Annotated in this window: 27 protein-coding genes; 16 read left to right on the top strand and 11 right to left on the bottom strand. The window is 64.2% G+C overall.

The features are described from left to right. Positions 1-22: 22 nt before the first annotated feature. Positions 23-400 (bottom strand): hypothetical protein, encoded by a 378-nt coding sequence (locus tag ACS5PN_RS11450; protein ID WP_439464076.1) that lies wholly within the window; start codon positions 398-400, stop codon positions 23-25. 129 nt (positions 401-529) lie between these two features. Here ACS5PN_RS11450 and ACS5PN_RS11445 point away from each other — a divergent pair, with 129 nt between their 5' ends. From ACS5PN_RS11445 to ACS5PN_RS11400, 10 genes are all read left to right on the top strand, one after another. Further along, entirely contained in the window at positions 530-916 is a 387-nt protein-coding gene (locus ACS5PN_RS11445; protein WP_439464075.1) for a DUF2946 family protein, read from the top strand. Between the two features lie 114 nt (positions 917-1030). Continuing rightward, entirely contained in the window at positions 1031-2785 is a 1755-nt protein-coding gene (locus ACS5PN_RS11440) for a TolC family protein (protein WP_439464074.1), read from the top strand. An 11-nt stretch (positions 2786-2796) separates the two neighbouring features. Beyond that, complete coding sequence (locus ACS5PN_RS11435) at positions 2797-4164, top strand: multicopper oxidase family protein (RefSeq protein ID WP_439464073.1); 1368 nt, start codon at positions 2797-2799, stop codon at positions 4162-4164. Positions 4165-4177: 13 nt separating this feature from the next. Continuing rightward, complete coding sequence (locus ACS5PN_RS11430; protein ID WP_439464072.1) at positions 4178-4669, top strand: cupredoxin domain-containing protein; 492 nt, start codon at positions 4178-4180, stop codon at positions 4667-4669. A 32-nt stretch (positions 4670-4701) separates the two neighbouring features. After that, the gene (locus tag ACS5PN_RS11425) at positions 4702-5043 is read left to right on the top strand and encodes a copper-binding protein (protein ID WP_439464071.1); all 342 of its coding nucleotides are present in this window, start codon (positions 4702-4704) and stop codon (positions 5041-5043) included. 90 nt (positions 5044-5133) lie between these two features. Beyond that, entirely contained in the window at positions 5134-5517 is a 384-nt protein-coding gene (locus tag ACS5PN_RS11420; protein ID WP_439464070.1) for a hypothetical protein, read from the top strand. Between the two features lie 77 nt (positions 5518-5594). Then, a complete protein-coding gene (locus ACS5PN_RS11415; protein ID WP_439464069.1) occupies positions 5595-6827 on the top strand; it encodes a TolC family protein in 1233 nt (410 codons plus the stop codon). Next, complete coding sequence (locus tag ACS5PN_RS11410) at positions 6824-8299, top strand: efflux RND transporter periplasmic adaptor subunit (protein WP_439464068.1); 1476 nt, start codon at positions 6824-6826, stop codon at positions 8297-8299. Before ACS5PN_RS11415 ends, ACS5PN_RS11410 begins: the two co-directional genes overlap by 4 nt. Continuing rightward, the gene (locus ACS5PN_RS11405; protein ID WP_439464067.1) at positions 8296-11415 is read left to right on the top strand and encodes an efflux RND transporter permease subunit; all 3120 of its coding nucleotides are present in this window, start codon (positions 8296-8298) and stop codon (positions 11413-11415) included. The genes ACS5PN_RS11410 and ACS5PN_RS11405 overlap by 4 nt, the downstream gene beginning before the upstream one ends. Before the next feature lie 36 nt (positions 11416-11451). Then, entirely contained in the window at positions 11452-11925 is a 474-nt protein-coding gene (locus tag ACS5PN_RS11400; protein ID WP_439464066.1) for a GNAT family N-acetyltransferase, read from the top strand. On the opposite strand, the gene ACS5PN_RS11395 is transcribed toward ACS5PN_RS11400, so the two are convergent. Next, complete coding sequence (locus tag ACS5PN_RS11395) at positions 11900-12355, bottom strand: MerR family transcriptional regulator (protein WP_439464065.1); 456 nt, start codon at positions 12353-12355, stop codon at positions 11900-11902. The genes ACS5PN_RS11400 and ACS5PN_RS11395 overlap by 26 nt on opposite strands. 14 nt (positions 12356-12369) lie before the next feature. Beyond that, a complete protein-coding gene (locus ACS5PN_RS11390; RefSeq protein WP_439464064.1) occupies positions 12370-12738 on the bottom strand; it encodes a hypothetical protein in 369 nt (122 codons plus the stop codon). A 364-nt stretch (positions 12739-13102) separates the two neighbouring features. Between ACS5PN_RS11390 and ACS5PN_RS11385 the strand changes: the two genes are divergently transcribed. The 5 genes from ACS5PN_RS11385 (at position 13103) to ACS5PN_RS11365 (ending at position 15330) form a co-directional block, all read left to right on the top strand. Next, positions 13103-13438, top strand: coding sequence for a YnfA family protein (locus ACS5PN_RS11385; RefSeq protein WP_439464063.1), 336 nt, complete (start codon positions 13103-13105; stop codon positions 13436-13438). Positions 13439-13806: 368 nt separating this feature from the next. Further along, positions 13807-14040: a hypothetical protein gene (locus ACS5PN_RS11380; RefSeq protein WP_439464062.1), complete on the top strand. Its 234-nt coding sequence runs from the start codon at positions 13807-13809 to the stop codon at positions 14038-14040. Positions 14041-14054: 14 nt separating this feature from the next. Continuing rightward, positions 14055-14270, top strand: coding sequence for a hypothetical protein (locus tag ACS5PN_RS11375; protein ID WP_439464061.1), 216 nt, complete (start codon positions 14055-14057; stop codon positions 14268-14270). A gap of 11 nt (positions 14271-14281) precedes the next feature. Next, entirely contained in the window at positions 14282-14743 is a 462-nt protein-coding gene (locus ACS5PN_RS11370) for a hypothetical protein (RefSeq protein ID WP_439464060.1), read from the top strand. 251 nt (positions 14744-14994) lie between these two features. Further along, complete coding sequence (locus ACS5PN_RS11365; protein ID WP_439464059.1) at positions 14995-15330, top strand: hypothetical protein; 336 nt, start codon at positions 14995-14997, stop codon at positions 15328-15330. A gap of 40 nt (positions 15331-15370) precedes the next feature. Here the strand turns inward: ACS5PN_RS11365 and ACS5PN_RS11360 are convergent, their stop codons facing one another. From ACS5PN_RS11360 to ACS5PN_RS11350, 3 genes are all read right to left on the bottom strand, one after another. Further along, positions 15371-15742 (bottom strand): hypothetical protein, encoded by a 372-nt coding sequence (locus ACS5PN_RS11360; RefSeq protein ID WP_439464058.1) that lies wholly within the window; start codon positions 15740-15742, stop codon positions 15371-15373. 98 nt (positions 15743-15840) lie between these two features. Continuing rightward, positions 15841-16392 carry a thermonuclease family protein gene (locus ACS5PN_RS11355; RefSeq protein WP_439464057.1) on the bottom strand — a complete coding sequence of 184 codons (552 nt, stop codon included), beginning with the start codon at positions 16390-16392 and terminating at the stop codon, positions 15841-15843. A gap of 68 nt (positions 16393-16460) precedes the next feature. Next, positions 16461-22394 (bottom strand): DUF3320 domain-containing protein, encoded by a 5934-nt coding sequence (locus ACS5PN_RS11350; protein ID WP_439464056.1) that lies wholly within the window; start codon positions 22392-22394, stop codon positions 16461-16463. 311 nt (positions 22395-22705) lie between these two features. Between ACS5PN_RS11350 and ACS5PN_RS11345 the strand changes: the two genes are divergently transcribed. Next, positions 22706-22948, top strand: coding sequence for a hypothetical protein (locus tag ACS5PN_RS11345; RefSeq protein ID WP_439464055.1), 243 nt, complete (start codon positions 22706-22708; stop codon positions 22946-22948). Positions 22949-23012: 64 nt separating this feature from the next. Here the strand turns inward: ACS5PN_RS11345 and ACS5PN_RS11340 are convergent, their stop codons facing one another. From ACS5PN_RS11340 to ACS5PN_RS11320, 5 genes are all read right to left on the bottom strand, one after another. Then, entirely contained in the window at positions 23013-23702 is a 690-nt protein-coding gene (locus ACS5PN_RS11340; protein WP_439464054.1) for a hypothetical protein, read from the bottom strand. Positions 23703-23996: 294 nt separating this feature from the next. Beyond that, positions 23997-24782 (bottom strand): hypothetical protein, encoded by a 786-nt coding sequence (locus tag ACS5PN_RS11335; protein WP_439464053.1) that lies wholly within the window; start codon positions 24780-24782, stop codon positions 23997-23999. 87 nt (positions 24783-24869) lie between these two features. After that, positions 24870-25319, bottom strand: a complete 450-nt coding sequence (locus tag ACS5PN_RS11330; protein WP_439464052.1) for a hypothetical protein — start codon at positions 25317-25319, stop codon at positions 24870-24872. Positions 25320-25333: 14 nt separating this feature from the next. Continuing rightward, positions 25334-25861, bottom strand: a complete 528-nt coding sequence (locus ACS5PN_RS11325) for a hypothetical protein (protein WP_439464051.1) — start codon at positions 25859-25861, stop codon at positions 25334-25336. 80 nt (positions 25862-25941) lie between these two features. Further along, complete coding sequence (locus ACS5PN_RS11320; protein WP_439464050.1) at positions 25942-26481, bottom strand: hypothetical protein; 540 nt, start codon at positions 26479-26481, stop codon at positions 25942-25944. Positions 26482-26836 lie beyond the last annotated feature (355 nt).

The following is a 26836-nucleotide window of genomic DNA, read 5'->3' as shown; positions in this document are numbered from 1 at the left end:
TCGGTCGGGCAATTGCGGTGCGTCAGCCCTTCGCGAGCTTGAACTGCAGCTTCAGGGGCGTCGTGCCCTTGTTCGACCACATCCAGCAGTAGGTCTGCTTCAGCGTCGCCTCCAGTGTTCCCTGGTCTTGGGCGACCTGAGCCTTCTTGGCCGGGAAGCGGACTTCCTTGCCCTCGTGATAGTGAACGTTGAAATCGACCGGGCCGGCCGCCTCGAAGGACCAGTCCACCTTGGCGCCTTCAACCAGCTTCTCGCATACCTCGACAAACTTGCCCGGCGGGATGGGCAGTTCCTTGCTGAACTGTCCGGCTGCATCCCACTGGACGGGGACCAGCTCGGCATTCGCGGCGTGTGAGAGGGCTAGCAGCACTGCTGCGGAGAGGAGGGATGGTGTCTTCATCCGGTCAATGTAGGCCGGCGGCCCGTCAGATGACACGAGGCGCTACCCGCTTGACCTTGTCACAGTGACAAGGTTTAGGATGCATAAGTAGTCTCACCTTGAAGACTGCCCAACCGACTGCACTGACCTTTGAAACTCGCTCGAATCTGGCTGCTGCTGTTGCTAGCTGTCCTGCTTCCCATCCGGGGTGCGGTGGCAGGGGCAATGCTGTGCCCGGTCGGCAGTTCGGGCATGCAGAGCGAGATGCGCGTCGGCGAGCACGCTGTTCATCACGGCATGGACCATCATGAAGCCGGCCATGACCACAGCGGCTCAGGCCACCATGAGGGGCACGACCATGAGGCAACCGACAAGTGCAATATGTGCTCGGCGTTCTGCTCGCTGACCCCTTTGCTGAGCGAATTCCCGGCATTGCCCGAGCCTGAAGCGCTGCCTGCTATCAAGTTCCCGGACCTTTCGACACCTGCACCCAGCTTCCTGTCGGACGGCCAGGAGCGCCCTCCCCGAACCATCTGACCCATCAAGGCCTCCGAGGGAGGCCTGACTGGGCTCGCGCGTCCGCTTGGCGGCCGTAGCGAGAGTCCTCCGGCTATGGCGATGCCGAGCCGATGACCCACATGGTTTCGAACAATGAACAACCTCTTTCACTGGCTGATGCCGGCGGCGGTGCTGTGCGCGCCCATGCTCGCGCTCGCCCAGTCCACTCGGCCTGACCCGACCGGCGCCAAGACCCCGGTGCCGCCGTTGCGGTATCAGTCGGCCTTCGCTGACTACAAGCCCTGGCAAGACGCCAAGCCTGGCGACTGGCGTGCGCTCAACGACGCCCTGCAAGGAACGGGCGCTGGTGGCGGGCATGCTGGCCACGACATGTCCGGCATGTCCGGCATGTCCGGCATGTCAGCTCCCGCGATGCCGATGGCTGCATCAGCACCTGCCGGCAAGGCCTCGGCAAGCACACGGCGGTCATCACAAGCAAGGAGGCAAACAATGATGCGATTGACAGCTGCAGCGGCCGCGTCGCTGGTCCTGTCTGGCTGCGCGTCCTTTTCGCCGGACGGCGGCGCCGGCAGGGTCTCCGAGCTGACCAAAGAGCGTACCGGTCAGAACGTGACCATCCAGCGGTCGACGTCGGACGTCGATTCCGTCAGCGCACGGGTTGCGGAGCTGCTCAAGCAGCCCCTTACGGCGGACGGCGCCGTGGAGCTTGCGCTGCTCAACAACCGAGGCCTCCAGGCGAGCTTCTCTGAGCTTGGCATCGCCGAGGCTGACCGGGTGCGCGCAGGGCGCCTGACCAACCCGACTTTCAGTTTCGGGCGCCTGAGTGGGGGAGGCATCACAGAGATTGACCGTTCGGTGATGTTCAATCTGCTCGGCCTGCTGACACTGCCTGTGGCAAGCGAAGTGGCACAGCGGCAGCTTGAGCAGGCGCAGTACCAGGCTGCGTTCGACGCGGTCGGCGTCGCTGCTGAGGCGCGCAAGGCGTTCTTCGGCGCCGTCGCCGCGCAAGACCTCGTCGGCTACTACGAGCAAGTCAAGGACGCAGCCGATGCATCCAACGACCTCGCGCGTCGCATGCTGCTGGCCGGCAACTTCAGCAAGCTCGCCCAGATGCGAGAGCAGGCCTTCTATGCCGATGCCACCGCCAACCTGGCCCGAGCACGCCACCAGGCGGTCGCCGAGCGGGAGAAGCTGGTCCGCGTACTGGGCTTGTCCGGCGAACAGTTGGCTTTCAAGCTCCCTGAGCATCTCCCCGAGCTGCCCAAGACGCCTCTCGAGCCCAAGGACGCCGAGCAGACCGCCATCGAGAAGCGTCTGGACGTCCTGATGGCCAAGCGCAGCACCGAGGCCACCGCCAAATCGCTCGGGCTGACTCGGGGCACCCGTTTCATCAACGTGCTTGATGCCGGCTACGCCAACAAGAGCCAGACTGGCGAGCGCCGGCAGAACGGCTTTGAGGTCGAGTTGCAGCTGCCGCTCTTCGACTTCGGTTCCGCACGCACCGCGCGTGCCGAGGCGACCTATATGCAGTCGCTTCACCGCACGGCCGAGGTCGCCGTGAACGCGCGCTCGGAGGTCCGCGAGTCCTACTCCGCATACCGCACTGCCTTCGACCTGGCCAGGCACTACCGCGATGAGGTCGTCCCGCTGCGCAAACGCATCTCCGAGGAGAACATGCTTCGCTACAACGGGATGCTCTCCAGCGTCTTCGAACTGCTCGCCGATGCGCGTGACCAGGTCACGACCGTGACTGCTGCCATCGAAGCCCAGCGCGACTACTGGATTGCGGAGACCAACCTGCAGACCGCGCTGACGGGCCGCTCTCCCAGCGGCAGCCCCGCCATGGGCCCTGCCAAGGCAGCCGCCGCCGAACAGGGCGGCCACTGAAAGACTCCACGATGAACAACCGCAGAACCTTCTTCAAGACGGCTGGCGCCACCTTCATTGGCGCTGCCGCAGTCAGCCGTGTCGGCGCGGCCTCGCTTCCGGAAGCTGTCATCCAGACGGCGGCCACGACGCAGATTCCACCGGCGCCTCCCAATGGTCGCCCCTTCAATCCTCTGGTGACCCTCAACGGCTGGTCACTGCCATGGCGCATGAAGGACGGCGTCAAGGAGTTCCACCTCGTGGCCGAACCGGTCGTTCGCGAAATCGCCCCCGGCATGAAGGCCAACCTTTGGGGCTACAACGGCTCCAGCCCTGGCCCGACCATTGAAGCCGTCGAGGGCGACCGCGTGCGCATCTTCGTCACGAACAAGCTGCCCGAGGTCACCAGCGTGCATTGGCATGGCGTGCTGCTGCCGTCGGGCATGGACGGCGTAACGGGTCTCACCCAGCCTCCCATCGCCGTGGGCAAGACCTTCATGTACGAGTTCGTGCTGCAGCGGCCGGGGACGCACATGTACCACCCGCACGCCGACGAAATGGTGCAGATGGCCATGGGGATGATGGGCTTGTTCATCATCCATCCCAAGGACCCGAGGCAGTACCGCGTGGACCGCGACTACGGCTTCATCCTCAACGCCTACGACATCGAGCCAGGTAGCGCGACGCCGCGCGTCAACACGATGCTCGACTTCAACCTGTGGACGTGGAACAGCCGCGCGTTCCCGGGCATCGACCCCTTCGTCGCGCGCAGTGGCGAGCGGGTGCGTATCCGGGTGGGCAACCTGACGATGACCAATCACCCCATCCACATGCACGGCCCGCATTTCGAGGTGACGGGAACCGACGGTGGCTGGGTCCCGAAGAGCGCGCGCTGGCCCGAGGTGACGACGGATGTCGCGGTCGGTCAGATGCGAGCCTTCGAGTTCGACGCTGTTGCTGGCGACTGGGCCATCCACTGCCACAAGAGCCATCACACGATGAACGCCATGGGGCACAACGTGCCGACCATGATTGGCGTCGACCACCGCGACGTGGCCGCCAAGATAACGAAGCTGGTGCCCGACTACATGGTCATGGGCGACAAGGGCATGCACGACATGGCCGAGATGGAGATGCCCATCCCGGACAACACGCTGCCAATGATGACCGGCACGGGGCCGTTCGGTGCCGTAGGCATGGGCGGCATGTTCAGCGTCGTGAAGGTGCGCGACGACGTCAAGCGCGGCGACTACTCAGACCCCGGCCCCTACAAGCATCCGGCGGGCACCCTCGCTAACGAATACACGGCCGACATGCCTGAGCCTGCACGCGCGGCGGCACCACAAGCCGACACGAAGACCCTCCAAGTTCGCAAACCCAGCGGCCACCAAGGCCATTGAAGGAAGAGACCCAATGAAGACATTGAACACACTGACCCTGGCAGCGCTGGTTGCCCTCTCATCGGCCGCGTTTGCTCATGGCGATGAAGAGCATGCCAAGCCGCGCAAGTTCGATGCGACCAAGGTGGAGGCGACAGACTTCGGCCAAGAAGGCGACCCCAAGAAGGTGACACGCACCATCAAGGTCGACATGGCAGACAGCATGCGGTTCACGCCAGGTGACCTGACTGTCAAGCGCGGCGAGACCGTCAAGTTCGTCGTCCACAACGGCGGCCAGGTGCTGCATGAGATGGTGCTTGGGACCAAGAAGGCCATCGCGGAGCACGCCGAGCTGATGAAGAAGTTCCCAGAGATGGAGCACGCCGACGCGAACATGGCTCACGTCAAGCCGGGCAAGAGTGGCGAAATCGTCTGGCAGTTCACCAAGGCCGGCGAGTTCCAGTTCGCTTGCCTGCAGCCCGGCCACTTCGAAGCCGGCATGGTTGGCAAACTGACCGTCAAGTGAAGCGTTTGCGCAAACCAGAAAGGAACCAGAACATGAAGCTGACCCACATCCTTGCCATCGCGTCGCTCGCCACAGCTTTTGGCGCCACTGCTCAAACCGCTCCTGCATCTGCAGCGGACCGTGCAGCTCAACAATCGGCTTCGACCGCCGCGCCTCAAAGCGACGGAGAGGTCCGCAAGGTTGACCTGGCCCAGGGCAAGGTGACCCTGCGCCATGGTCCTCTGGAGAACCTTGGCATGCCAGCCATGACGATGGTCTTCAAGGTCGCGGACCCGAAGATGCTGGACAGCCTCAAGGATGGCGACAAGGTCAAGTTCACCGCCGAGAAGGTGAACGGAGCCTTCACCGTGACGGCAATCCAGCCGGCAAAGTGAAGTGACGGCGGCGGTCGTGGTTGCACGGAGTCAATCCTCTACGGCTCCGCGCACCACGCCTAAAGCCACCGCGCTAGACTCAAGCTGCTCATGCCCCGCCAACGCCTCCATCGCCTGACAACCGCGTTCTTCGTGGTGTTGTCGCTGCTGTTCTCACAGCTGGCGTTGGCAAGCTACGTCTGCCCGCAACAGGCAGACCCGGCCGCGATGGCGGCAATGATGGCAGCCGGCGTGCCCTGCCAAGGCATGGACCAGGACCAACCTGGGCTCTGCGCAGAGCACTCCTCTAGTGCTGCGCAGTCCTTCGAGGTCGTCAAGGTCCCCACCCTGTCGCTGCCGATGGTGGTCCAGGTGCTGGAGCTGCCGCTGGCGCTCGACGCTGTCGAGGCGACAACCGTGCCCGCTGCGGCCACGGCCGAGGCCCAGCCGCCTCCGGACCCACTCTTCCTTTCCACGCTCAGACTCCGAGTCTGACCAGCTCCGCCGACTGACAGGCGCCGGTGCGGCACGTCCGCATCCCGGCAACGCCGCCGCTCGTCCACGGAGTTTTCATGCCATCACCACGTTTCCTGCGAGCAGTCGCTATGGCTGCCGCATTGCTGCCCGTCCTGTGCTGGGCAGCACCCCTCACGCTTGACCAAGCCCTCGAGCTGGCAGTCCAGCGGTCCGAATCCGCCCGCGCGGCCCGCGCCGGCGCCACGAGTGCTACCGAAGCTGCTCGCGCCGCCAACCAACTTCCAGACCCTGTCCTACGGGCCGGTGTCGACAACCTGCCCATCTCCGGCGCTGACAGGTTCAGCTCGCGGGACTCGATGACGATGAAGCGCGTCGGCATCAGCCAGGAATGGCTCTCGGCCGAGAAGCGCGCAGCACGTCAAGCCGCTGCCGACGCAATGGTCGGTCGTGAGGCCGCTACGGTGCAGGCAGCTGCGGCGGATGTTCGTCTTCAGGCTGGTCTGGCCTACCTCGACGCGTGGTTCGCGGGCGAGACGGTCAAGCTCACGTTGCTGATGGAGCACCATGCCCACGAGGAGCTGGAGGCTGCACGCGCACGGCTCTCCTCCGCGACCGGCAACAGCCAGGAAGTCCTTGCGCTGACCGGTGCTCGCGGCGTCGCGGAAGACGAGACCGCCGAGGTGCAACAGCTGCAGGCCACTGCCCGTGCCGCACTGGAGCGCTGGGTAGGCACTACCGCTGACGACCTGGCTGCGCCAAGCCCCCTCCCGACACCAGAAGAGCGGGCCTACGTAGTCAGCCATCCCGCCGTCATCGCCGCGCAGCGGGACGCCGAGGTAAGCCGCAAGGAAGCTGAACTGGCCAGGACCAGCCGCAATCCCAACTGGTCCTGGGAGGTCAGTTATGGCCAGCGTGCCGGCTACCCTGACATGGTCTCGGTCGGCGTCAGCATCCCCCTTACCGTCGCGCCCGCACGGCGCCAGGACCGCGACATCGCGTCCAAGCTGGCTCTGACCGAGAAGGCGGAAGCCGCCTTGGTCGAGACCACCCGCATGGCCACCGGCGAATACCACGCCTTGGCTAGCGATGCCAAGCGCCTTGCGGAACGCATCGAACGCTACCGCTCGACCGTGGTCGTCGTCTCCCAGCAGCGCACTACCGCTGCCATGGCTGCCTACCGCTCCAACCAGGTTCCCCTGATGACGCTGTTCGAGGCTCGTCATGCCGAGGTCGAGGCGCAGAGAAAGCTGCTCTCCCTCCAACGCGACCTGGCCAAGACCCAGGCCCAGCTCGCCCTGAAACCCATCCTCGAAGGAGCCGCACGATGAAGCGCGCAACTCTCGTCGCCGCTCTCGTCGCTGGCGGCAGCCTGCTGGCCGTTGGAAGCTTCTACGCCGGCCGTTCCACACAGCCCACCGCCTCCGCGCCAGAGACGCCCACGTCCGCTGCAGAACGCAAGCCGCTGTACTGGCACGACCCCATGGTTCCCGGTCCGCGCTTCGACAAGCCGGGCAAGTCGCCGTTCATGGACATGCAGCTCGTGCCTGTCTACGCCGACGAGGCAAGCGACGGTGGCGTCAAGGTCAGTCCGACGGTGCAGCAGAACCTCGGTGTGCGAACCGCTGTCGTCAAGAAGGCCGATGTGTCCTCGTCGTTCGACGCAGTGGGCACCGTGCAGTTCGACGAACGCCTGAACGTTGCCGTCCAGACCCGCGTTGCCGGCTACATCGAGCGCCTCGCCGTTCGCGCGCCGATGGAGCAGGTTCGCAAGGGCCAGGCCTTGGCCACCGTCTTCGCGCCCGAATGGCTCGGGCCGCAGAACGAGTTGCTTGCGCTGAAGCGTGCGGGCGTCGCCCCGGACTTGATTGCAGCGACCCGCGACCGCCTGCGTGCCATGTCCATCCCCGACGCCCTCGTTCGCCAGAGCGAGGAGACGGGCACCGCGCAGGCCCGGTATACGCTCAGCGCGCCGGCTGGGGGCGTGGTGGCGGAGCTGGGCGTGCGCGAAGGTGTTGCAGTGTCCCCGGGCATGACGCTGTTCCGCATCGCAGGCCTGGAGAAGGTCTGGGCCGTGGCCGAGGTGCCTGAAGCGCAGGCCGTGCGCCTGGTGAGAGGCCAGAAGGTCAAGGCCGAACTGCAGGCGGACGCCTCGCAGACTTTCACTGGCGAACTGAAGGAAATCCTTCCCCAGGTCAGCGCCAACACCCGCACCCTGCAGGCCCGCTTCGAGGTCGACAACCGGTCCGGCAAGCTGACCCCAGGCATGCTGCTGCGTCTGCAGGTCGCAGGCGCCATCTCGTCACGCCTGGTCGTGCCGGCCGAAGCTGTCATCCGCACGGGCACGCGGGCCGTGGCCATTGTTCGCAAGAACGGCAGCGCGTTCGAGCCACGCGAAGTCAAGCTCGGTGCAGACCTTGGCGACCAGGTGGAGGTGCTCGAGGGGCTGCGCGAAGGCGACGAGGTGGTCACCAGCGGCCAGTTCCTCATCGACTCCGAGGCCCGGCTGAAGTCCGTGCTCGGCGCCATGGGCGCCGCGCCAGCAGCATCCGAACCAGCAATGGCCATGCCCTCTGTCTACAGCGCCGACGGGAAGGTGGAAAGCGTCGAAGCCGGCAGCTTCACCATCAGCCACGGGCCGGTGCCGGAATTGAAGTGGCCCGCTATGACCATGGTGTTCCATAGGGTCGGTCCCACGGTCTTCGCAGACGTCAAGCCTGGCGACTCGGTCCACTTCGAGTTCAAGAAGCAGCGCGATGACTATGTGCTGGTCTCGGTCCAACGGACGGGAGGCAACAAGTGATTGCCTCGCTTATTCGCTGGTCGGTAACCAACCGCTTTCTCGTCCTCATTGCCACAGCGTTCCTGGTGGCTGCGGGCCTGTGGTCCGTGTCCCGAACGCCCGTCGATGCGCTGCCGGACCTTTCGGACACCCAGGTCATTGTGCGCACGACCTACCCGGGCAAACCGCCGCAGGTGGTCGAGGACCTGGTCACCTATCCGCTGACCACGACCATGCTCAGCGTGCCTGGCGCCAAGACCGTGCGCGGCTACAGCTTCTTCGGCGACTCGTTCGTCTACATCCTCTTTGACGACAAGACCGACCCGTACTGGGCCCGGTCGCGCGTGGTCGAGTACCTCAACCAGGTCCAGGGCCGCTTGCCGGCCGGCGCGACTGCTGCGCTGGGACCGGATGCGACCGGCGTAGGTTGGGTCTACGAGTACGCGCTTGTTGACCGCAGCGGCAAAACCGACATCGGCCAGCTCCGCGCGCTTAACGACTGGTTCCTGAAGTTCGAGCTGAAGACCCTTCCGGATGTGTCGGAGGTCGCCAGCATCGGGGGCATGGTGCGTCAGTACCAGGTGGTGCTCGACCCTGACCGCATGCGCGCCCTCGGCATCACGCACGCCATGGTTGTCCAGGCGCTGCAGAAGGCCAACCAGTCGTCCGGCGGCTCTGTCGTGGAGATGGCCGAGACTGAATACATGGTGCGCTCGCGCGGTTTCCTGAAGTCGCTTGACGACTTCCGCACCATTCCCTTGAGCGTAGCCGGTGCGACGCCAGTGTTGCTGCGCGACGTGGCCGCGGTCCAGATTGGGCCGGAGATGCGGCGTGGCATCGCTGAGCTGGATGGCGAAGGCGAAGTCACGGGTGGCGTGGTCGTCATGCGCTCGGGCAAGAACGCCCGCACGACCATTGCAGCGGTCAAGGCAAAGCTGGAGGCACTCAAGCCCAGCCTGCCGACGGGCGTCGAGGTCATCGAGACCTACGACCGCTCAAAGCTCATCGACCGTGCTGTCGACAACCTGCGCGTGAAGCTCATCGAGGAGTTCGTTGTCGTCGCCGTGGTCTGCGCGGTGTTTCTGTTCCACCTGCGCTCGGCGCTGGTGGCTGTTGTGACGCTGCCGGTGGGTGTCCTCACCGCGTTCATCGTCATGCACTGGCAGGGCGTCAGCGCAAACATCCTCAGCTTGGGCGGCGTGGCTATCGCGCTGGGCGCCATGGTCGACGCCTCGGTCGTCCTGGTCGAGGCGGCGCACAAGCACCTTGAGCACTTCGAGGACAAGCATGGCCGACCACCGACATTGACGGAACGCTGGGGGCTGGTCACGCAGGCGTCAATGGAGGTGGGGCCGGCGCTGTTCTTCTCGCTGTTGGTCATCACGTTGTCCTTCTTGCCTGTCTTCACGCTCGAAGCCCAGGAAGGTCGCCTGTTCACGCCGCTGGCGTTCACCAAAACCTACGCGATGGCCGCAGCAGCTGGGCTCTCCGTCACGCTGGTGCCGGTGCTGATGGGCTACCTCATCCGTGGGCGCATCCCCAAGGAGACGGCCAACCCCGTGAACCGCTTCCTCATCGCCATCTACCGGCCGGCGCTGGAAGCCGTCCTTCGCTTCCCCAAGGCCACGCTGGCTATCGCGGCGGTGGTGCTCGCGGTGACGGCCATCCCCGTCATGCGGCTGGGTGGCGAGTTCATGCCGCCGCTGGATGAGGGGGACCTGCTCTACATGCCCTCGGCACTGCCTGGCATCTCGGTGTCGAAGGCCTCCGAGTTGCTGCAGCAGACGGACCGTCTCATCAAGACCGTTCCGGAGGTCGAGCGTGTGTTCGGCAAGGCCGGCCGGGCCGACACCGCCACCGACCCGGCGCCGCTGGAGATGTTCGAGACCACTATCCAGTTCAAACCTCGCGAGCAGTGGCGCGCCGGCATGACGCCGGACAAGCTCGTCGAGGAACTCGACCGTGTCGTCAAGGTGCCGGGCCTATCGAACGTCTGGGTGCCGCCCATCCGCAACCGCATCGACATGCTGGCAACCGGCATCAAGAGCCCCGTTGGCGTCAAGGTGGCCGGCGCCGACCTGGCGACCATCGACCGGCTGGCCACGCAAATTGAGCTGGCCGTGAAAGGCGTGCCTGGCGTGTCCTCGGCGCTGGCTGAGCGGCTGACCGGCGGGCGATACATCGACGTGGATGTTGACCGTCCTGCAGCCGCACGCTTTGGGCTGTCCGTGGCGGACGTCCAGGCTGTGGTGTCCACGGCCATCGGTGGTGACAACGTGGGCGAGGTCATCCAGGGCCGCGAGCGTTTCCCCGTCAACGTGCGCTATCCCCGTGAGGTGCGCGACTCGCTGGAGCGGCTGCGTCAGCTGCCTTTCGTCACTGAGAAGGGCGCAACGGTGTTGCTGCAGGACGTGGCTCGCATCTCCATCGAGGAAGGGCCGCCCATGGTCCGCAGCGAGAACGCGCGGCTTTCTGGCTGGGTGTACGTCGACGTGCGGGGTCGCGACCTGCGCTCGGTCGTGCACGAGATGCAGGAGGTTGTCGGCAAACAGGTGGCGCTGCCGCCCGGCTACTCCGTCTCGTGGTCAGGGCAGTTCGAGTACCTGGAGCGTGCCACTGAGCGTCTGAAGGTTGTCGTGCCGGTCACCCTGGCCATCATCTTCGTGCTGCTCTATCTGCTGTTCCGTTCGGCAGGCGATGCCGCGCTTGTCATGGCGGCGGTTCCGTTCTCCCTCGTTGGCGGCTTCTGGCTCATCTGGGTCTTGGGGCACGCCATCTCAGTGGCAACGGCCGTGGGTTTCATCGCCTTGGCAGGCGTGGCTGCGGAGTTTGGGGTGGTGATGCTGGTCTACCTGCAGAACGCGTGGAAACAGCGCCTGGAAGCCGGAGAACCCGAGAACGAGGAGACCTTGCTTGCCGCCATCCGTGAAGGCGCGGTGCTGCGAGTGCGGCCGAAGGCGATGACGGTGGCGGTCGTGATGGCTGGCTTGCTACCCATCCTCTTTGGGCACGGCACCGGCTCGGAAGTCATGACCCGCATCGCCGCGCCGATGGTTGGGGGCATGGTGACGGCGCCGCTGCTGAGCATGCTGGTGGTGCCAGCTGCCTGGTATCTGATGCGACGTCGCGTCCGGTAGATTCGCGACCCTCGGCCTATTAAGACCTCAGGGGAAATGACGTTGGATTGGACTCTTCGACCGGCAGTCGGTGCCGACGCGGAAGTGGTGGCAGCGCATGGTTGCTACCGCGAGGAGGACGCCGCTCGGCGCCCCTCATACGCAGCTTGGGTCCGTCCCCGGATAGCGGCTGGCAGCTATGTTGGCGTGCTCGCCGTCGATGGCGACGTGGTCATCGGCGGTGCCGGCGCAGTGCTGCTGGACTGGGGCCCGACACGTGCAAACCCCGGCGGGCAGATGGCCCGCGTCGTGAACGTGTTCACCGTAGAGAACTGGCGCAGGCGAGGTATCGCTCGTGCTCTGCTTCAGGAGGTGCTGCGGCGGTGCGAAGACCTGGGGATGCGCGAATTCAACCTCGGTGCGACCGAGGTCGGTCGCGAGTTGTGCCGCTCGCTTGGGTTCAATGAATATCCGGCTGAGATGCGGCGCCGGGTGCATGCGAGCACTACGGACTGCAGCAGCCGTTCCTGACGATGCGCGCCATGTCGGCGGGAACCGCCAAGTCCTCAAGGATGGTGCAGTCGACTGCCGGACCACCGGCGCAGGCGGTATCGCAGCTGCCCACGAATGCGTTGAGGCTCGCCTCGAGCGCTTTCAGCTCGTCGAGCTTGCGGCGCACCTCCTGCAGATGCGTCACGGCGATGTCGCGCACCTCGGCGCAAGGCCGGTCTGGCTGGTCAACCAAACCGACCAGCTCCCGCACCTGGTCAATGGAGAACCCGAAGTCTCGGCACCTGCGGATGAACACCAAGCGCCGGACCGTCGTTTCGTCGTAGCTGCGTTGGCCCGCCTCGGTTCGATTCACCGGCGGGAGCAGCCCAACTTCTTCGTAATACCGCACGGTGGGGACCGTCGCACCCGTGCGTCGGGCGACCACGCCGATAGACAGCCTTGCGCTCATGTCGTCATCGTAGGTCAGCCGCACGCGCCAGGGCCACAACCGCAGGCCGACTTGCTGGCTCCCGCATCAGCCGAGGGCAAGAATTGGTCAAACAGCCAGCGAGCCTCTTCGCCGACGCCAGACGGGGCCTCGATGGTTAGCTCGACCGTCCCAGCTGACTCCTGCAAGTCGAAGCGCAGGAAGGCGCAGCACTCCCGTTCCCGGTCGACGATTTGCTCAAGGTCCGGCTTGGCCGCCGGTCGGTACGTCAGTTGGAGCTTGGTACCGGTCAGCTGATGGGAGAGCAGGTTCGCCGATGTGACTTGGCGAATCCAAGCCAGCCGCCGGCCGAGGTCGTCGGACGACAACGTACAAGCAACGGGTGCCTCGTCAGCGGCTTGCATTGCAGGCTCCTCCACAGATGGTCGTCACTTGCGCCTTCCGATGGGCCCGGCGACGCCACCAAACCAGGCCTGCACTCGCGGCGGCAACAGCAAGCAAGGCGAGGCCAAGGGGCGTCAGCTCATCTGCGCAGGCGAGCAGTGCAGAGCCGGCAGCCCCGACGGCAGTCGTTCCCGCAGCCAGTCCGGCGACGCCGCCCAGCAGCGGCACCGCACAGCAAACAGCACACGCCGCCCCAACTCCCAAAACAGCCTTCCAAGGTCTCATCACGGGTCTCCGATGTCGGGGCACAACGCCCACAGTCGCTACCGTATTTGCTCAAGTAGCTTGAGGGTCAAGGGCCTGACGCCGTCGGAGAATCGTTCGATGGAGCTGTTCAAGACCTTCTTGTTGTTCGCAGTGACGGCCGTCGCGGAAATCGTCGGCTGCTATCTGCCATACCTGTGGCTGAAGCAGGGCAAGCCCATTTGGGTGCTCGTGCCGGGTGCGGCGAGCCTCGCGCTCTTCGCCTGGCTGTTGTCATTGCATCCAACTGCCGCTGGGCGGGTCTACGCCGCCTACGGCGGCGTCTACATCGGTGTCGCGGTGGTGTGGCTGATGCTGGTCGACAAGGTTCGGCCAACGACAACTGACTGGGTGGGCGTCGCCGTCAGCCTGGCCGGAATGGCCATCATCATGCTGGGAAACCGTCCCGCGTCTTGACCCGCCTGCATGCAGGTGAACCGCTATTTTTGAAGAGGTACGTGCATTACACGTTGTGTTGCACGTAGCCCGTCAAAAAAATCGGCGGAGTGGCCCCCAGCTTCTCAGGACTTCTCAGCCGTTTTGAGAATCATCGTACGCAACTCGTCGTTGTGCGACCAGCAGGTCTACGGCAGCATCGCGCCACAAAGACGTCTGCCTGGCCGGTGTGGTAAGTCGCAGCGCGCCCGGAGCCGGACGAAAGGTCTGGCGGGCTGAGCCGGCCACACCTTGCTATACCCGCGATGCACGCTCTCCTGACCTCCGCTCAAACTCGTCTTGATGAAGCGCTGTCTGGCCGACTCTCGGACCCAGTAGGCGCCGCAATCATGGCCATGTACGACGCCCTGATGTCGTCGCTGACCATGGAAGAGCGGTTGACGTTCGTGGACCATCCCAATGCAGAAGCTGTGCGGCTCGCGGTGACCCAACTGGCATGGCCGCACGCCGAAGCGGACCAAGCAGTGCAAGTCGTGCAGCTTTACTACGCCCATAACCGTGTCGTCCCATTCAGCGATGCGGTTCGCTTGGCTGGTCGCGCTTTCGAGGCGGCGAGCCAATGAGGAACGACGCTGCCTTGAAGATGCTGACGGAGTACGTCCTCACCGGCTCCATTTCCGTTGACGCCAAGCTGCTTGAAGAGCTTGGCTGCGATGCGGCGGAAGCTGACCAGCTTCTTGCCGCCGAAAAGGTGCGCGAGCTCATGAATCATTACTGGATAACAGACGAGCTGACCCTGGGCAACGCCCAGCGGCTCCTTGCTGAGTGGCGAGCGCGAAACGACCTCGCGTGACAGGTCCGCCGATGTCTGATGAACTCTTGACCATCGCCGAGGCTGCTGTCCGCCTCGATGTTCCTCGCGTGTACGCTTCCATGCTGGCCGATGTTGGCAAGCTGGGCCCTGTGGCCATGCGAGAGGGCGGCAGGGTGGTAGCCGCAACGGCGGTCGACGCCTATCTGCAAGCGCGGGAACAGCAGCATGCCGGCGCACCTTCGCCACGCGAAGCGGCAGCAGAAGCCAATCTCTACGACCTGGAAAGCATTGACTTCAGGCGGGGGCACACCACACCCGCCCAAGGCAATGTCTTTGCCGACCTCGGATTTCCGCCTGGCGAGGCGAAGCAGCTGCTCGACGAGGCCGACGGTCGGCTACTGCGCGGTGTGATTGCCCAGCTCGCAGACCAGAGCAGCGCCGGGGGTGCTGCCGTCGAGTTCGACCCCAAGCCCGTCGACCTCACTGTGAAGCCTGCCGACCTCGACGACTGAAGCGCGAGGTCCGGCACCAAGTCGTCAGGTCCCGGCCGGAGCGCGCGGTCCACATGGCTAGGCGCAACTGGCGGCCACTTCTCACAAGTTCTCAGCTGCTTTGAGATTCATTGCGCGCAATTGGATTCGTGGTTTCCGGTCGTCGCCGCTAGGACTTCTCGCGACTTCTCAGCGAAAGTGAGAAGTTTCACGCCGTGTTCCACGCGACAGGTCCGGTTGCGCCGTCACGGCCGTTCCCTAAACTCGTCGCAATGGACGGTCCCCTGGTTTTTCGAAGCATCTACGTCGACATGGACGTCGATGCGAAGCTGCGCGCGCAAGCCGCGGAAGACGGTGTCAGCAAGGGGGAGATGTGCCGGAGATACCTGCGCGCCGGCCTGGCGCGAATGAACAAGGTATCCCCAATACCGGCAGCGCCGAAAGATGTCAGCCTTGGCATGCGGACTGTCTACCTTGCTGCGGACATGGACGCGGCGGTTCGAAGCTTGGCGCGGGAAGCGCGAGCGTTGCAGACGGACGTAATTCGCTGCGCCATGCGGCGTGGCATGAAGGCGCTAGATGCCAAAGCGGTTCGCCGCCGCGCATGACTTTGGCGCCTAGCGGCCTGGCATTGCTGGCTGCTTTAGTTCACTCAGGCCAGCCCGCGGCAGCTCGGGCGCGGCGCGCCCATTCAAGCTGGCGTCTCACCTCGTCGTCGGACCGAAGCGTGGGTGAGTAGTAGCCCGCCGCGTCTTCGCGAGCGCTGTTGAGGTCGTCTGGTTTCAGGCCAAGCCGCTGGGCTCCCAAGACCGCGGCCTCAACGTTGGGGTGGTCTTCGAAGGAGCCCACCTCGTCCGGGGACAGGGACGCCATCAGCGCAAAGTAGCCAGACTGGAACGCCGCATTTGCAGCGCTGGCGTCAGCGACCGATGCCTGCAGCGCATCAGCGAGGTGGGACCGGCTCAGCTGCTCGAGCACAACATCGCGGGCCTGGCAATTTGTCTCGTCGGAACTGTCCATTCGGCCAGCCTACGGCGCGGCCTGGCCCTGGTCAACTGCAACGATATTGCCTTTTCAAGTGCGTCGGTCAGCTGCCCCGTCTACTACCATCCCCTCGCTCAGCGTGCTTTCGACTGACCCCGGAATTCCCATGGTGGTGTCGGGTCCTCGTCCGCCCACAACCCACGTCGTGCCGCCCGCGCGCTATTTTCAGCGGCAGCGTAGGTCAGACGGTCGGCTCGCAACTGCTCCCTCGAAAACTGCTTGTAGTGCCACGCCATTCCGGCCTCCACCTGAGCCAAACCCACGTCGCGCCCCTCGACCTCCACCTTGCCGACGATTCGACCGTATCGGTCTCGCTTTCTGTACTCGACGACGGCGTCGCGCTGGAACGTTAGCGCGGCCAGGTGTTCTCGCGCCTTGCTTCCGAAGGCCTGATGCTTCTCCGGTGCGTCGATGCCGCTGAGCCGTACGTGATGCTGGTGCTTGTCGCCATCAAGAACTGTGAGCGTGTCGCCATCAGCCACGGCCACAACCTTGCCAGCCAGCGTGTCGCAATAGGCGGAAGTTGCCCAGAGCGCGAGCGACGCAACTAGCACCCACGTCAGCCCGTGAGACGGGCGAAGACGCTGTCCCTTGTGCGTCGTAGCCGGGTGGTTCAGGTGGCTCATGACAGTGCCGCGCTCGAACAGAGCAGTGCCTTCGGGTGCGGCATGGCAAATTGAGGAAACTTGTGTCCTCACTGGACGAGACGTACTTGCTCGCCCTCGATGACCACCTCGCCGCGATGGGCCAGCTTCGCTACAGCCTGTGCGGCGCGCGCCTCCGCGTCGGATGCGACGCGACTCATGCCGAGCATCTTGCAGCTCGTCCGCGCGAGCTCCTGTTGGCTCGTGCTGCCAGCCTGGTCGAGGATGTGTTTCATCAGAGCACCAAGCTCTTCAAGCGCCACTTCGTCAATGTGGCGACGTGAGGCGTCCGAACCGCTAGACACGCGGAAATCGGTCCACTGTGCGGGGTTCGCGTTCGTCGGCCAGTAGAACGTCTTATCGCCATCGACGGTCTTGACGAAGCGCGGCTGCGCAAGTGTACGGAGCCGCTCAACGATGCGCGAGCCGGTGCGCTCGAGTCCCCACGCGCGAGCTACCCGGCGGAACAGCACCGTCTCTAGGACGGGCCCCTCTGCCTCGATGACGGCCGCCAACTGCGTATTCAGCTGATGGGCGGATTGGTACTCGTAGAAGTCCTCGGGCGACCCCGTTGCAGTCGGCAGCGTCGTCACGGAATAGTGCTTCAGCACATTCTCTGCCGGTACCGCAGGCGTGGTGAGTTCAACGTCCGAGGGCAACTCGATGTTTGAGCCGGCCGGCTCTTCGACTTCAGCCACTGCGGGTTCAGGCTCTGCCTCGTCCAGTTCCAAACTGACCAGCTCTTCCAGCTTGGCATGGAGCTTGTCGAGCTCCCGTTGAGGGTCGAGCCACCAGTCCGTCGACCAAATGCGATGGATGCGCCAACCAAGGCTCTCGAGCACGTGCTGACGCAGTCGGTCACGGTCGCGAGCAGTTGCCGCCGAGTGATAGGTGGCGCCATCGCACTCGACGCCCAGCAGGTAGCGGCCAGGGGCCCTGGGGTCCACGACGCCGATGTCGACGCGGTAGCCAGAACATCCGACCTGCGGGTGTACGTTCCAGCCCTTGTCGCGGAGCAGGCCAATGACTGCGGTCTCGAAGGGGCTGTCCGGAGCCAAGCCAGTTGGGACCGCCTGCTCGATGAGCGCACGCGGGCCTCTCTTGGCGAACTCGAGGTAGTTCTTCAGGTCGCGAACGCCTGCAGCTCGAACTCGGCCGAGGTCGATTTGCTCCGGCTTCAGCGTGCTGTAGATGACCACGCCATGCCGCGCCCGCGAGATTGCCACGTTGAGCCGGCGATGACCGCCTTCGCTGTTCAGCGGGCCGAAGTTCATCGTCACCTTGCCAGCGGCGTCGGGCCCGTAAGTGATGGAGAACAGGATGATGTCCCGTTCGTCGCCCTGCACGTTCTCCAGGTTCTTGATGAAAAGCTCTTCGGACACCTTCTGTGCAAGTACCTTGTCCAGCTCCACATTTGACCGGCGGCGCGCTTCAAGCAGCGTTGCGATGAGCGACTGCTGCGTCTGGTTGAAGGTGACCACACCCATCGTCAAACCGCCGCTACCTTCCTTGAGGTAGTGCTTCTCGATGGCGTTCACGATGGCATCGGCTTCGGCGCGGTTCGTCCGGGAGCCGCCGCGGTCGTAGACGCCAGCGACCTGCTCGAATCGAACCGCCACGTCGGCCGTGACGGGCGATGGGAAAGTGACCAGCTCGGAGTCGTAGTAGTTGACGTTGCTGAAGGCAATAAGGCTCTCGTGCTTGCTGCGGTAGTGCCACTTCAGCGTCAGGCGGTTCATGCCCGCGCCCAAGCACTCGTCGAGGATGCTCTCCAGGTCCTCAACTTGCTGGCCGTCGGCCCCATCGCCGTCGTCAGTCGACCGACCAAAGAAGTTCGTTGGCGGCAGCTGCTTCGGGTCACCGACCACAACCAGTTGCTTGCCGCGGGCGATGACGCCGACCGCGTCCCAAACGGCAATCTGCGACGCCTCGTCGAATACCACGACGTCGAACTGGGAGTGTCCGGCGGCCAAGTACTGCGCCACGGACAGGGGCGACATCAGCAGGCACGGCTTCAACTTCGGTAGAAGGGTGGGAAGGCCCTGCATCAGCTGGCGCACCGGAAGGTGCTTGCGCTGCTTCTGGAGCTCGCGGCGCAGCTTGCCCATTTCGCTGTCTGCACCGACGACCGCTGCGGATGCTGAGGGAACTTTGCCGGACAGCGTGGCCGCAATGTAGGCTTGGGTGAGCTTCTGGAACTTGGTGTCCGCGTCGCGGAACTCGCGAATCTTGCGTTCGTGGTCGGCGCTCGAGAACGTGCGCAACACGTTGTCGTTGTCGATGGTTCGCTTGAGCCACCAGCTGCGGTAGCTGTACTCGAAGTGCGCAGGCACGTCAGCCAAACCTACCCTTCCGGCCTCGGCGGCCTCAACCACGCCCTGCAGACCTTGGGCGATAGCTTGGGCGCGAACATTGCGCCACAGGCACCAGGGCTGCAGAGAGCGGCGACCATGCTGCCAGTTGGCGAGCTGCGACAGCACGCGTTCCAAGGCTCCGTCCGCATGGGGTGGCCCAGCGAGCGGAGCTGTCGGCTTCGCAAGGTCTGTCAGGATGTTGAGCTTTCTGTGGAGCTCTCGGTAGGCATCGCGGAAATCCAGGAGCGCGCGTCCAACGGCGCCTGCGGGGCTCAGTGCGGCGCGCTGGTCACCAACCAGAGGATTCAAAGTTTGTTGAATAGCCTGCGCAAGCTCGGCATCCGCACCGGCAACGCGGGCGACGGCTTCCGCAAAGGTCTTGGCCCAAGCTGTATGACCCTCGACGGCCGCCCAATCGGTCTGCACGCCTGTGTATGAGTCTTCGAGAAGCGCCTCGGCCTCGGCGTGCATTCCGCGCAGCACCTGGTCCTCTTCATTTACATCAGCCAGTGGACGCAGCGCTGTATCGACTGCGGACGCCGTAGGCGGCTTGGCGTCTTCTCGTACGGCTGCCAGCTTTGCCAGGAAGGCACGCTTGGCGAACCAGGACTTGGGCCACCACGTGTTGCAGGCCTGGCTCCATTCGCCCTGAAGCTCCATCGCGTTGAGCCTTGCCAGCTGCAGAGTCCAGCCAGGTCCGACCAGACCCCAGTGCTTTTGACGTTCGCGCCCGTGCTTGGCGAGCGTTTGAATTCGCGACCGGACCGCGGTGTCGTGGGCTTGCTTGGCCAGGCCAACCGGCACCTTCGGAGCGGCCAGAAGCACGTCGGCAAGGTGGTCCATTGCCGCGAGGGTTTCCATGCCGTGCCCCGACGAGGCCAGTCCAAGCAGCTTGGCCATGGGCTCGGCCTTGACCTTGAGCGAAGAAGCCGTGGCGGCGGCCGCGGCGACCGCGCCCTCGAACTCGTCCTGCCAACCCGGAGACCATTCGCTGTGCCCGAGCAGCGCCAGGGGATGGTTCTGAAGTGCGGTCAGTGCCTGGCCCAGTGCGGCAATCCGTCTTGTGGTCTCGCGGAGTTTGTCCAGCGCCGTGTGGGTGTGCGTGTTCGGGTCGCTCCACGTCATCGGAGACGGCTGCGTGCCGGCATTGGCGATGCAGGTGCCGATGGCAGAGAAGACGTCGAGTCCGTTCGGATGCTCATGATGGAGCGCGTCGACAAGCCCGTTGAGTTCGGAGCGCAGCGCTGCCAACCGGTCGGCCTCGCGTTCCCATTCACTCGCTGTCTTGGTCCCACTGACCTCCAGGGCCTTGCCGAGCTGGGCAAGCACGTCCGTCTTCTTGGTCTTCGAGGAATGCAGCTCGAGGCAGAACGGCGCGAGACCAACGTCGGTCAAGCGGCGATGGACAACTTCCAGCGCAGCCACCTTCTCGGCCACGAACAGCACGGTCTTGCCCTTGGCCAGACAGTTCGCAATGACGTTGGTGATGGTCTGCGATTTGCCCGTGCCTGGAGGGCCCTCCAAGACCAGGTCTCGGCCGGAGTCGACGGCGCAGATGGCCTCGAACTGCGACGAATCCGACAGCATGGGTGCTCGGATGTCCTGCGGCCGGTATGCGTCATCGAGCCGCGGGCGCTCGGTCAGTTCATCCCGCTCACTGGCGAAAGCTTCGCCCGGATGCTCGATGAGGTGCTTGACGACCCTGTTGTTCTTCAGCTGCTCGGACCGGTCCTGCAAGTCCTTCCACATCAAGTACTTCGTGAACGAGAAGATGCCCAGATGGGCTTCTTCCTTGACCTCCCACTTGGGCAGCTCTCGCGTCGCCAGCCGGAAGGCCTGCAGGATGCGCGGGACATCGACGCCTTTGTCGTCCATGTGCAGCACGTCGAGACCGCTGGTGTTGATTTCGAAGGCACTCTTCAGCAGCTGCAGAAGAGTCGGGTTGATGATGGTCTCGTCGTCGTGTCGCGCAAGCCGGTAGCCACTGCGAACCGACTGACGGCTGAGGGTCACGGGGACCAGCAGGATGGGGGCAAGGTGCACCGCCTCGGCACGGTCGGCCTCCGTCCACTTCAGGAGGCCAAGGGCCAAGTAGAGAGTGTTCGCGCCGCCTTCTTCCATGCCAGTGCGTGCGGCGGTCAAAAGCGACAGCAGGTTGCCGTCTAGCGCATCCGTGCCAACGCGGGCGATGAGTTCCTTGTTGGCAAGCGAATCTCGCGCCATGTCGTCTATTGGCGACCGCCCGGTACGCAGGGCGTGGACTTGCGCTGACCTTGGGTCACCGCCTTCCATCAGCGCCGGCAATGGCTTGATTCGGAACTCGACACCTTCAGCAAGGCCATCCTCTAGGGCCCCAAGGTCGGGTGCGACCAGATGGAGCGTGGTCTTGGTGGTCTTGAAGTTCAGCAGCTTGTTGCGAAGCGTCAGGTCGAGCAGCTTGGCCTTCCACTTCGCCAGGCGGCCTTCCGGGCTGTCCTCCGCGGCAATCTCGATGGGGGCGAGAACCGCCGGGTCGAGCGGCGGAAGGTCGGGTGTCTGTTCGATGTGCTCTGGTTCGGAGGCGTCGTCCTCCTGGACCGCCTTTGCCAAGGTCACCCGGCTGGGCAGCGGCTTGATTTGCACGCCGCGGGCCATGTGTACGTCGACGGCGTAGAGGAACGCGTCTTCGTCCTGAAGGTGCTCCAGGCCTTGCTCGAGTGCGATGCGCAGCGATGGCCTGCGGCTGTGGTGCATCGCCGTGCCGGTGGTCTCGAACGCGAGGAACTCGCCACTGGCGATGCGCTTGCGGACTTCCTGCGCGTCCTCAGTGAGGGGCTGCCCGAACGAGGCTTGGTGAAGCCATACGCCCACCCAGGCGTGTCCTTGCTTGATGAGCACGACGGGGCGCAGGCCGGCCTGCTCCAGGCAGGACGCGAAGAGCATCGCCAGGTCGAGGCAGGTAGCCACCTTGCTCTCCACGATTCGGTCGGGCGTGCGAATCTTCTGGCCGTCGCTGCCGAAGGAAGCTGGCGGCTCCGCGTACTGGAGGTTCTCGGCAGCGATGGTGCTGTAGAGCGCCGAGACTTGCTTCCAGACGACATCGCGGCTCTTGGACTGGTAGCCGTCCATCGACAACTCGGGATGTGACTTCCGAAGGAGCTTGGAGGCCTTGCCAACCAACATGTCGACCGCCGGGTTGTTCGGCATGGAAAAGGCGGCGAGCAGCTCGGGAAGCGCGCGCGTGCCGGCCCATTGGTCGTAGGCCAAGACTTGGATGGAGTGGCGGTGTTGAAGAAGCTCCTCGGTGCCACGGAGTGCGGTGGCCGTGATGGAAGCTGTCATCCCCTCTTGGAGGTCTGACAGATAGCTGTGGTCCGGATGGAGGTCGAGGGGCGAGATGACGCGCGTTTCGCCCGGAGCCAAACGCTCGAAGCGAAGCTTGGTGCCGCGGGCGAAGGAGGGATTGCAGGCGACGACGACTTCGACGCCATCTAGCTGCTCGGGCGTGTCGTTGACGATGCGAAGGGAGCGAACGACGGGCACTGCGTTCTGGATGGACGCGTAGCCCACAGTGGGGTCGGCCTGCAGTTCGACGCGGAGCTGACCACCGGTCGTTTGTGCTGGCTGCGCCTGTTCGAGCGTCTCGTCCATGTTCCCTCCCATGCTAGGAATTGCCCTAGCTTGAAGAAGATGCTAGCTGAGCGACACATCGGAAACACGTAGACTGAACGCGAAGCCCGGCCTCGGCCAGGCCTCCCCGCTTTTCCTCCCTGAGCGGGAGTCCTTCCGTGATGACAGCGATTGGACTTTCTCCCCGGCCCGCGTGCCGGGGCTTTTCTTTGTCCGACGGCAATGCCAGCCCGAGCGCCGGCCTTAGGGGCCCGGTCATGGTCGCCGGCCTTGATGAAGTCGCGTGCCTGACCTACCGTTCAACGGCGTGGCGCTCGCGACGGAGGAACACCATGACCCACCTGATTTGCGCACCGGATGGTTCAGCCTCGGCTTGGCCGTCTGTCCTGACCCATCATCTAGGGTTCGTCGGCATGGTGAACTTCTGCATTGCTGCCAAGCGACCCGTGACAGTGCGGCACGAATGCCTGCGCATCCGCGACACCCTCGAGAAAGCCCTGGCAGATGCTCGAGGTGATGGTGAGAAGCTGGTGGCAATGTGGGCTGACCAGGTCAGCATCGACGGTCATCATTGACGGTTGGGCCTATTTTGGGGTGCCAGAGCCCTACGCGTGCTCTGTGCCCCAGATAACGGAACGTTCAATGTTGAGGCTGGCTCGCAGGCGCTGACCGCTGAGCGGGCTGGACAGCGGACTGCTCGGCCGGCGCGCATTTCTTCTTGTGTTCAGCTGCGTGTTCAAGCTCGACACTGAAGTCCGAAATCGCCGCGTACGTGATGCAGAGACCTGCTACCCCCGCGGCAACCTCGTAAATCTTCGCCGATTGAATCTGCTCGTCAAAGCGCCCTTCAGCCGCTGCCTGCGCAATCTGAAGAATTCCGTAGACAGTGAAGGCCACGAAAGCCGCGCTGAAAGTTGCGCCGGCGCTGTCTCGCAGGTCGGCGACATAGCCAGCCGACGCGAAGAGTGCCAGAAGGATGCCAAGCGCCACTGCGAAGGCGTGCGAGGAAAGCTCGATGAGCGGCTTGGCAATCCATGTACGGAGGAGCTCCGCCATGAAGGACTTCGAGAAGGTTATCGACAGCCCCAGCAGCCCCAGGGCGACGATGTAGAGAGTCTTGTTGGGAAGGCTGTGGTCTACGAATTGGCGCAGCAGTTCAAGGCTGTTCTTGCCTTCGGCCCCGCTCCGCTGCGCGAGGAACACGAGGATTGCAGTGAAGACGAATCCAGCGACGGCAGAGTGCTTGAGCTGTTGCTTCGCTTGTTGATAAATCTCGGTGACTACACCTCCCGACTGCTCGTTGGAAGTGGTTTTTGGAGTGTCTGTCATGTCCCTAAAGTTGTTGACTGTTCTTCGTCGCTGGCACCCGATTGGTGCCGCGGGCTTGGCGGTCGTTCCTGCCGTGGTGGTGTGCGCTGACGCTCTGATGGCGCGCCTGACCGGCGCGGGCCTGAGCGACGCCGCTTTTATCGGAACGAACTTGGTGGGTGTTCTTTCGTGCGCGCTTTGGGCCGCATGGGGCGCAGAGCACGTGGACGTTGTGCCCGGCAAGGCATCCATCCAGCGATAAACCTCGCTACGCCGACGGCCAAGCGGCCTTCGGCGCATGCCCACCCTGCCTGATTAGCGCTTCTTGCTGGCGCCCTTGCGCTTCTTGCCGTTGCGTTCAGCTGCCAGCGACTCCGCCGTCTCCGCGTGCGTCGTGCTGTGCATGTTGTAGCGCATGACCTGGTGTTTCTCATCCCAGGCCCGGCGCTCCTTGTAGACGACCAGCACATTCGAGGTCCGGCCGAAAGTCTCGCTTCTTTCGACTCGCGATTGCACGCAAAAATCGCCGTCCCTTGCAGACGGGAACTTGCGCTCGATTGCCCCGTGCAAGCTGTCATGGAACCCCCAGTTGTTCACGCCATGCCGGAACGTGTACGACTCGGGTAGGCCCAGCTCTCTGGCCAACTTGGGGTCGTCCGGGAGGAAGACAGTCTGGTAGATGCCACCGGTATATGGCACTCGAGGTTTCGGTTCGGGCAGAGGCGGCAGGGGTTCGAGACGGATGTACGAGAACCGCTTCCCCTCGAAGTGTTGTCGCAGCTGCGTCTTGGTGTCGGCGTTTGGTCGCATCAAGCGAGTCCACGCCCTGGCGGCTTGCTGACGCTCGTCGCACTTCGGGGACGCCAGTTCGGGGTGCTCGTCTTGGCGGTCCATCGCTGCGAGCACTTCCAGCAGGGCATGTGCTCGGTGGGAGGCTTCGCGCGCAGGTTCAACTTCGCCGGCGGCGAGCTGGGCCGACAGCTCGCTGAACAGGTCGGCTAGGACGCTGGCTTCCTTCATGTGGCGTGTCTGCTTGACGCGCTTGCGGGTGTTCTTGCCTGCAGTCTTTGACAGCAGGGCTTCAGGGTCTCGTGCGTTCATGTTCTTTCCCTAGATACTGATTCAGCCTTGTGATGTCGGCCTGCCCGGGCTGAGTCGAGCAGGCCTTGTTTTGTGAGCCGAAGAGGCTCAACAGCGGGACCGTCGGCGCAGCATTCGCGCGAACGGGGAGGTGTGCTTCCTCAGACGCTCGAACCGGCCTGGTCCAAGCGCCATGGCAGCACTGCCATCACCTTTCGGAACGACAGGGAAGCTGCTCGCGTAGGTCGCGTCGCGAGTTTCAATGCTTACGCTGACCGTCCTGGACGCCGCCCAGGCGATGTCGAGCACAGTCATGACGTATTCCGCATCCAGCTTCGTCACGTGCTGGCGAACGACGGCGGCAGGGAACTGGAAGTTCTCTGGGCTGATGTCGTTGAACTCAAGGAGCTGGAACGCGTCGGTGGTCCAGTTGCCGACGAAGCAGCACTTCAGGGGTTGGTCGGGGATGCGTTCAAGGACAGTCTTCAGCGTTCGCACCGCACCTTCGGCGAGGTCTCGAGGGAGCGGGGGGAGGACTTCGAAAGTGGCGTCGTTCATGTCGCGGCCTCCTATCAGCACTCGGGGAAGTAGACGAAGTCGTTGCGCTTCTCCAGGGTCTTCTTCCAGCCCTTGGGATTGCGCGTCGTCAGCGGGCGCCTGATGAGGTCCTGAGGGAGGTGGTGGTGAGCGGCGCGGAGGTGCTCGTCCGCCAGCGCCGTAGGCGAGTGCCAGATTTCGAAGGAGAAGAGGTCGAGGCCTTCGAGCAGCAGGTAGTAGTTGTCGGAGGGGGCGAGGTGTCGGAACTGGTAGTTCTGCGGGTTGAACTGCAGGTGCAAGTTGATTGCTCCCAGCGGCCAAGCGTCATCTTCCGGTTCGAAGAACTCGAAGTTGCCGGTGTGCTTGCCGGCCTCAGTAATCACGGTGAGCTCGGTCTCGTTCATCGCGTAGAGGGCTGCGACGATGGTGGCGGGGTGGGTCGTCGCGAGGAGGCGGCGCTCGCCGAGGTAGAGGTCGGCGACAGGGACGCCGTTGTGGTTGCTGAAGAAGGTCAGCGTCAGCTCTTGGTTGTTGGCGGCGGTGTTCTTGGTGTTGCGGTTCATGCTCGGTATTCCTTGAGATGTAGTTCGGCGCCCGCGTCCGCGCATTGGCGGGAAGCGGCGGGCGCTGTGATTTCTTGAATTCAGATGCGTTCGTTGACGCGGAGGTCGGCGGGCACGGCGCGGACAGCTGCGGGCAGCAGGTTCTGGCGGTACCAGGTGACGAGCGACGGGGCTTCCGCCTTGCTCTGCGTGCAGATGCGCAGGGCGGTGGCGAAGCGGCGAACGAACAGCGCCTCGGCGGCTTCGTCCTGTCGCTTGAGCCGGCTCCAGCTGACGCCTTCAGCCAGGGCGATGACGTCGAGCGGCAGCACCTTCTGGTCTGCGCGCAGTTCGGAGGTTCGGTCGCGGAACGTCGGCAGTCGAAGTTCGACGGTGCCGATGTTCAGCACGAAGGCGACGACGCCGAGGGTGATGGCGTCTTCAATCCAGATGGCATGGCCGGCGCATTCGAGGCGTCCGCCGAAGGCTTGGCCGGGCTCAGTGCTGTTCCGGCGCTTCTTGCAAGGGGCGAGGGTGAGCGTCGCGTGGCGGCGCTTCGGCGAAGCACTCGCGGCGTCGCGGTTGGCGGCGGCTGCCGCGGGAACGGGTTGACGGATGACGATGTGGTTGTTGTTGTTCATCGGTGTCTTGTGTTGTTGCGCTCAGCGGAATCGCGAGCGTTGAAGTGGGGTGCTGCGAACTGGGCAGGTGGCTCGCAGTTCGTCAGGGGCGCCCGACTAGGGTCGGGTCTTGTGCCTTCTCGTTGAGAAGGGGATATCGGTCGTCGCATAAGGACGGGTCCGTCGCAGCCGACAGCTATTGTTTTTTTAGTACTCCCTACAGGCGGTTACTCGGCTCTGCGGGTCAATGGGCTGCTAAAAGGTTTTTAAAGAGCATCTGGTTCGAGCGCAGAGCGCAGGACCAGGGAAGTCGCAGACGGACTTCGGGTGTCACGTGTTTGGCGGGGTGTCCTCGGTTCAGAACGAACCGGGAGCG

Source organism: Roseateles sp. NT4 (assembly GCF_051857475.1).
Lineage (GTDB): Bacteria > Pseudomonadota > Gammaproteobacteria > Burkholderiales > Burkholderiaceae_C > Pelomonas.
This window is presented reverse-complemented; position numbering and strand designations above follow the sequence as displayed.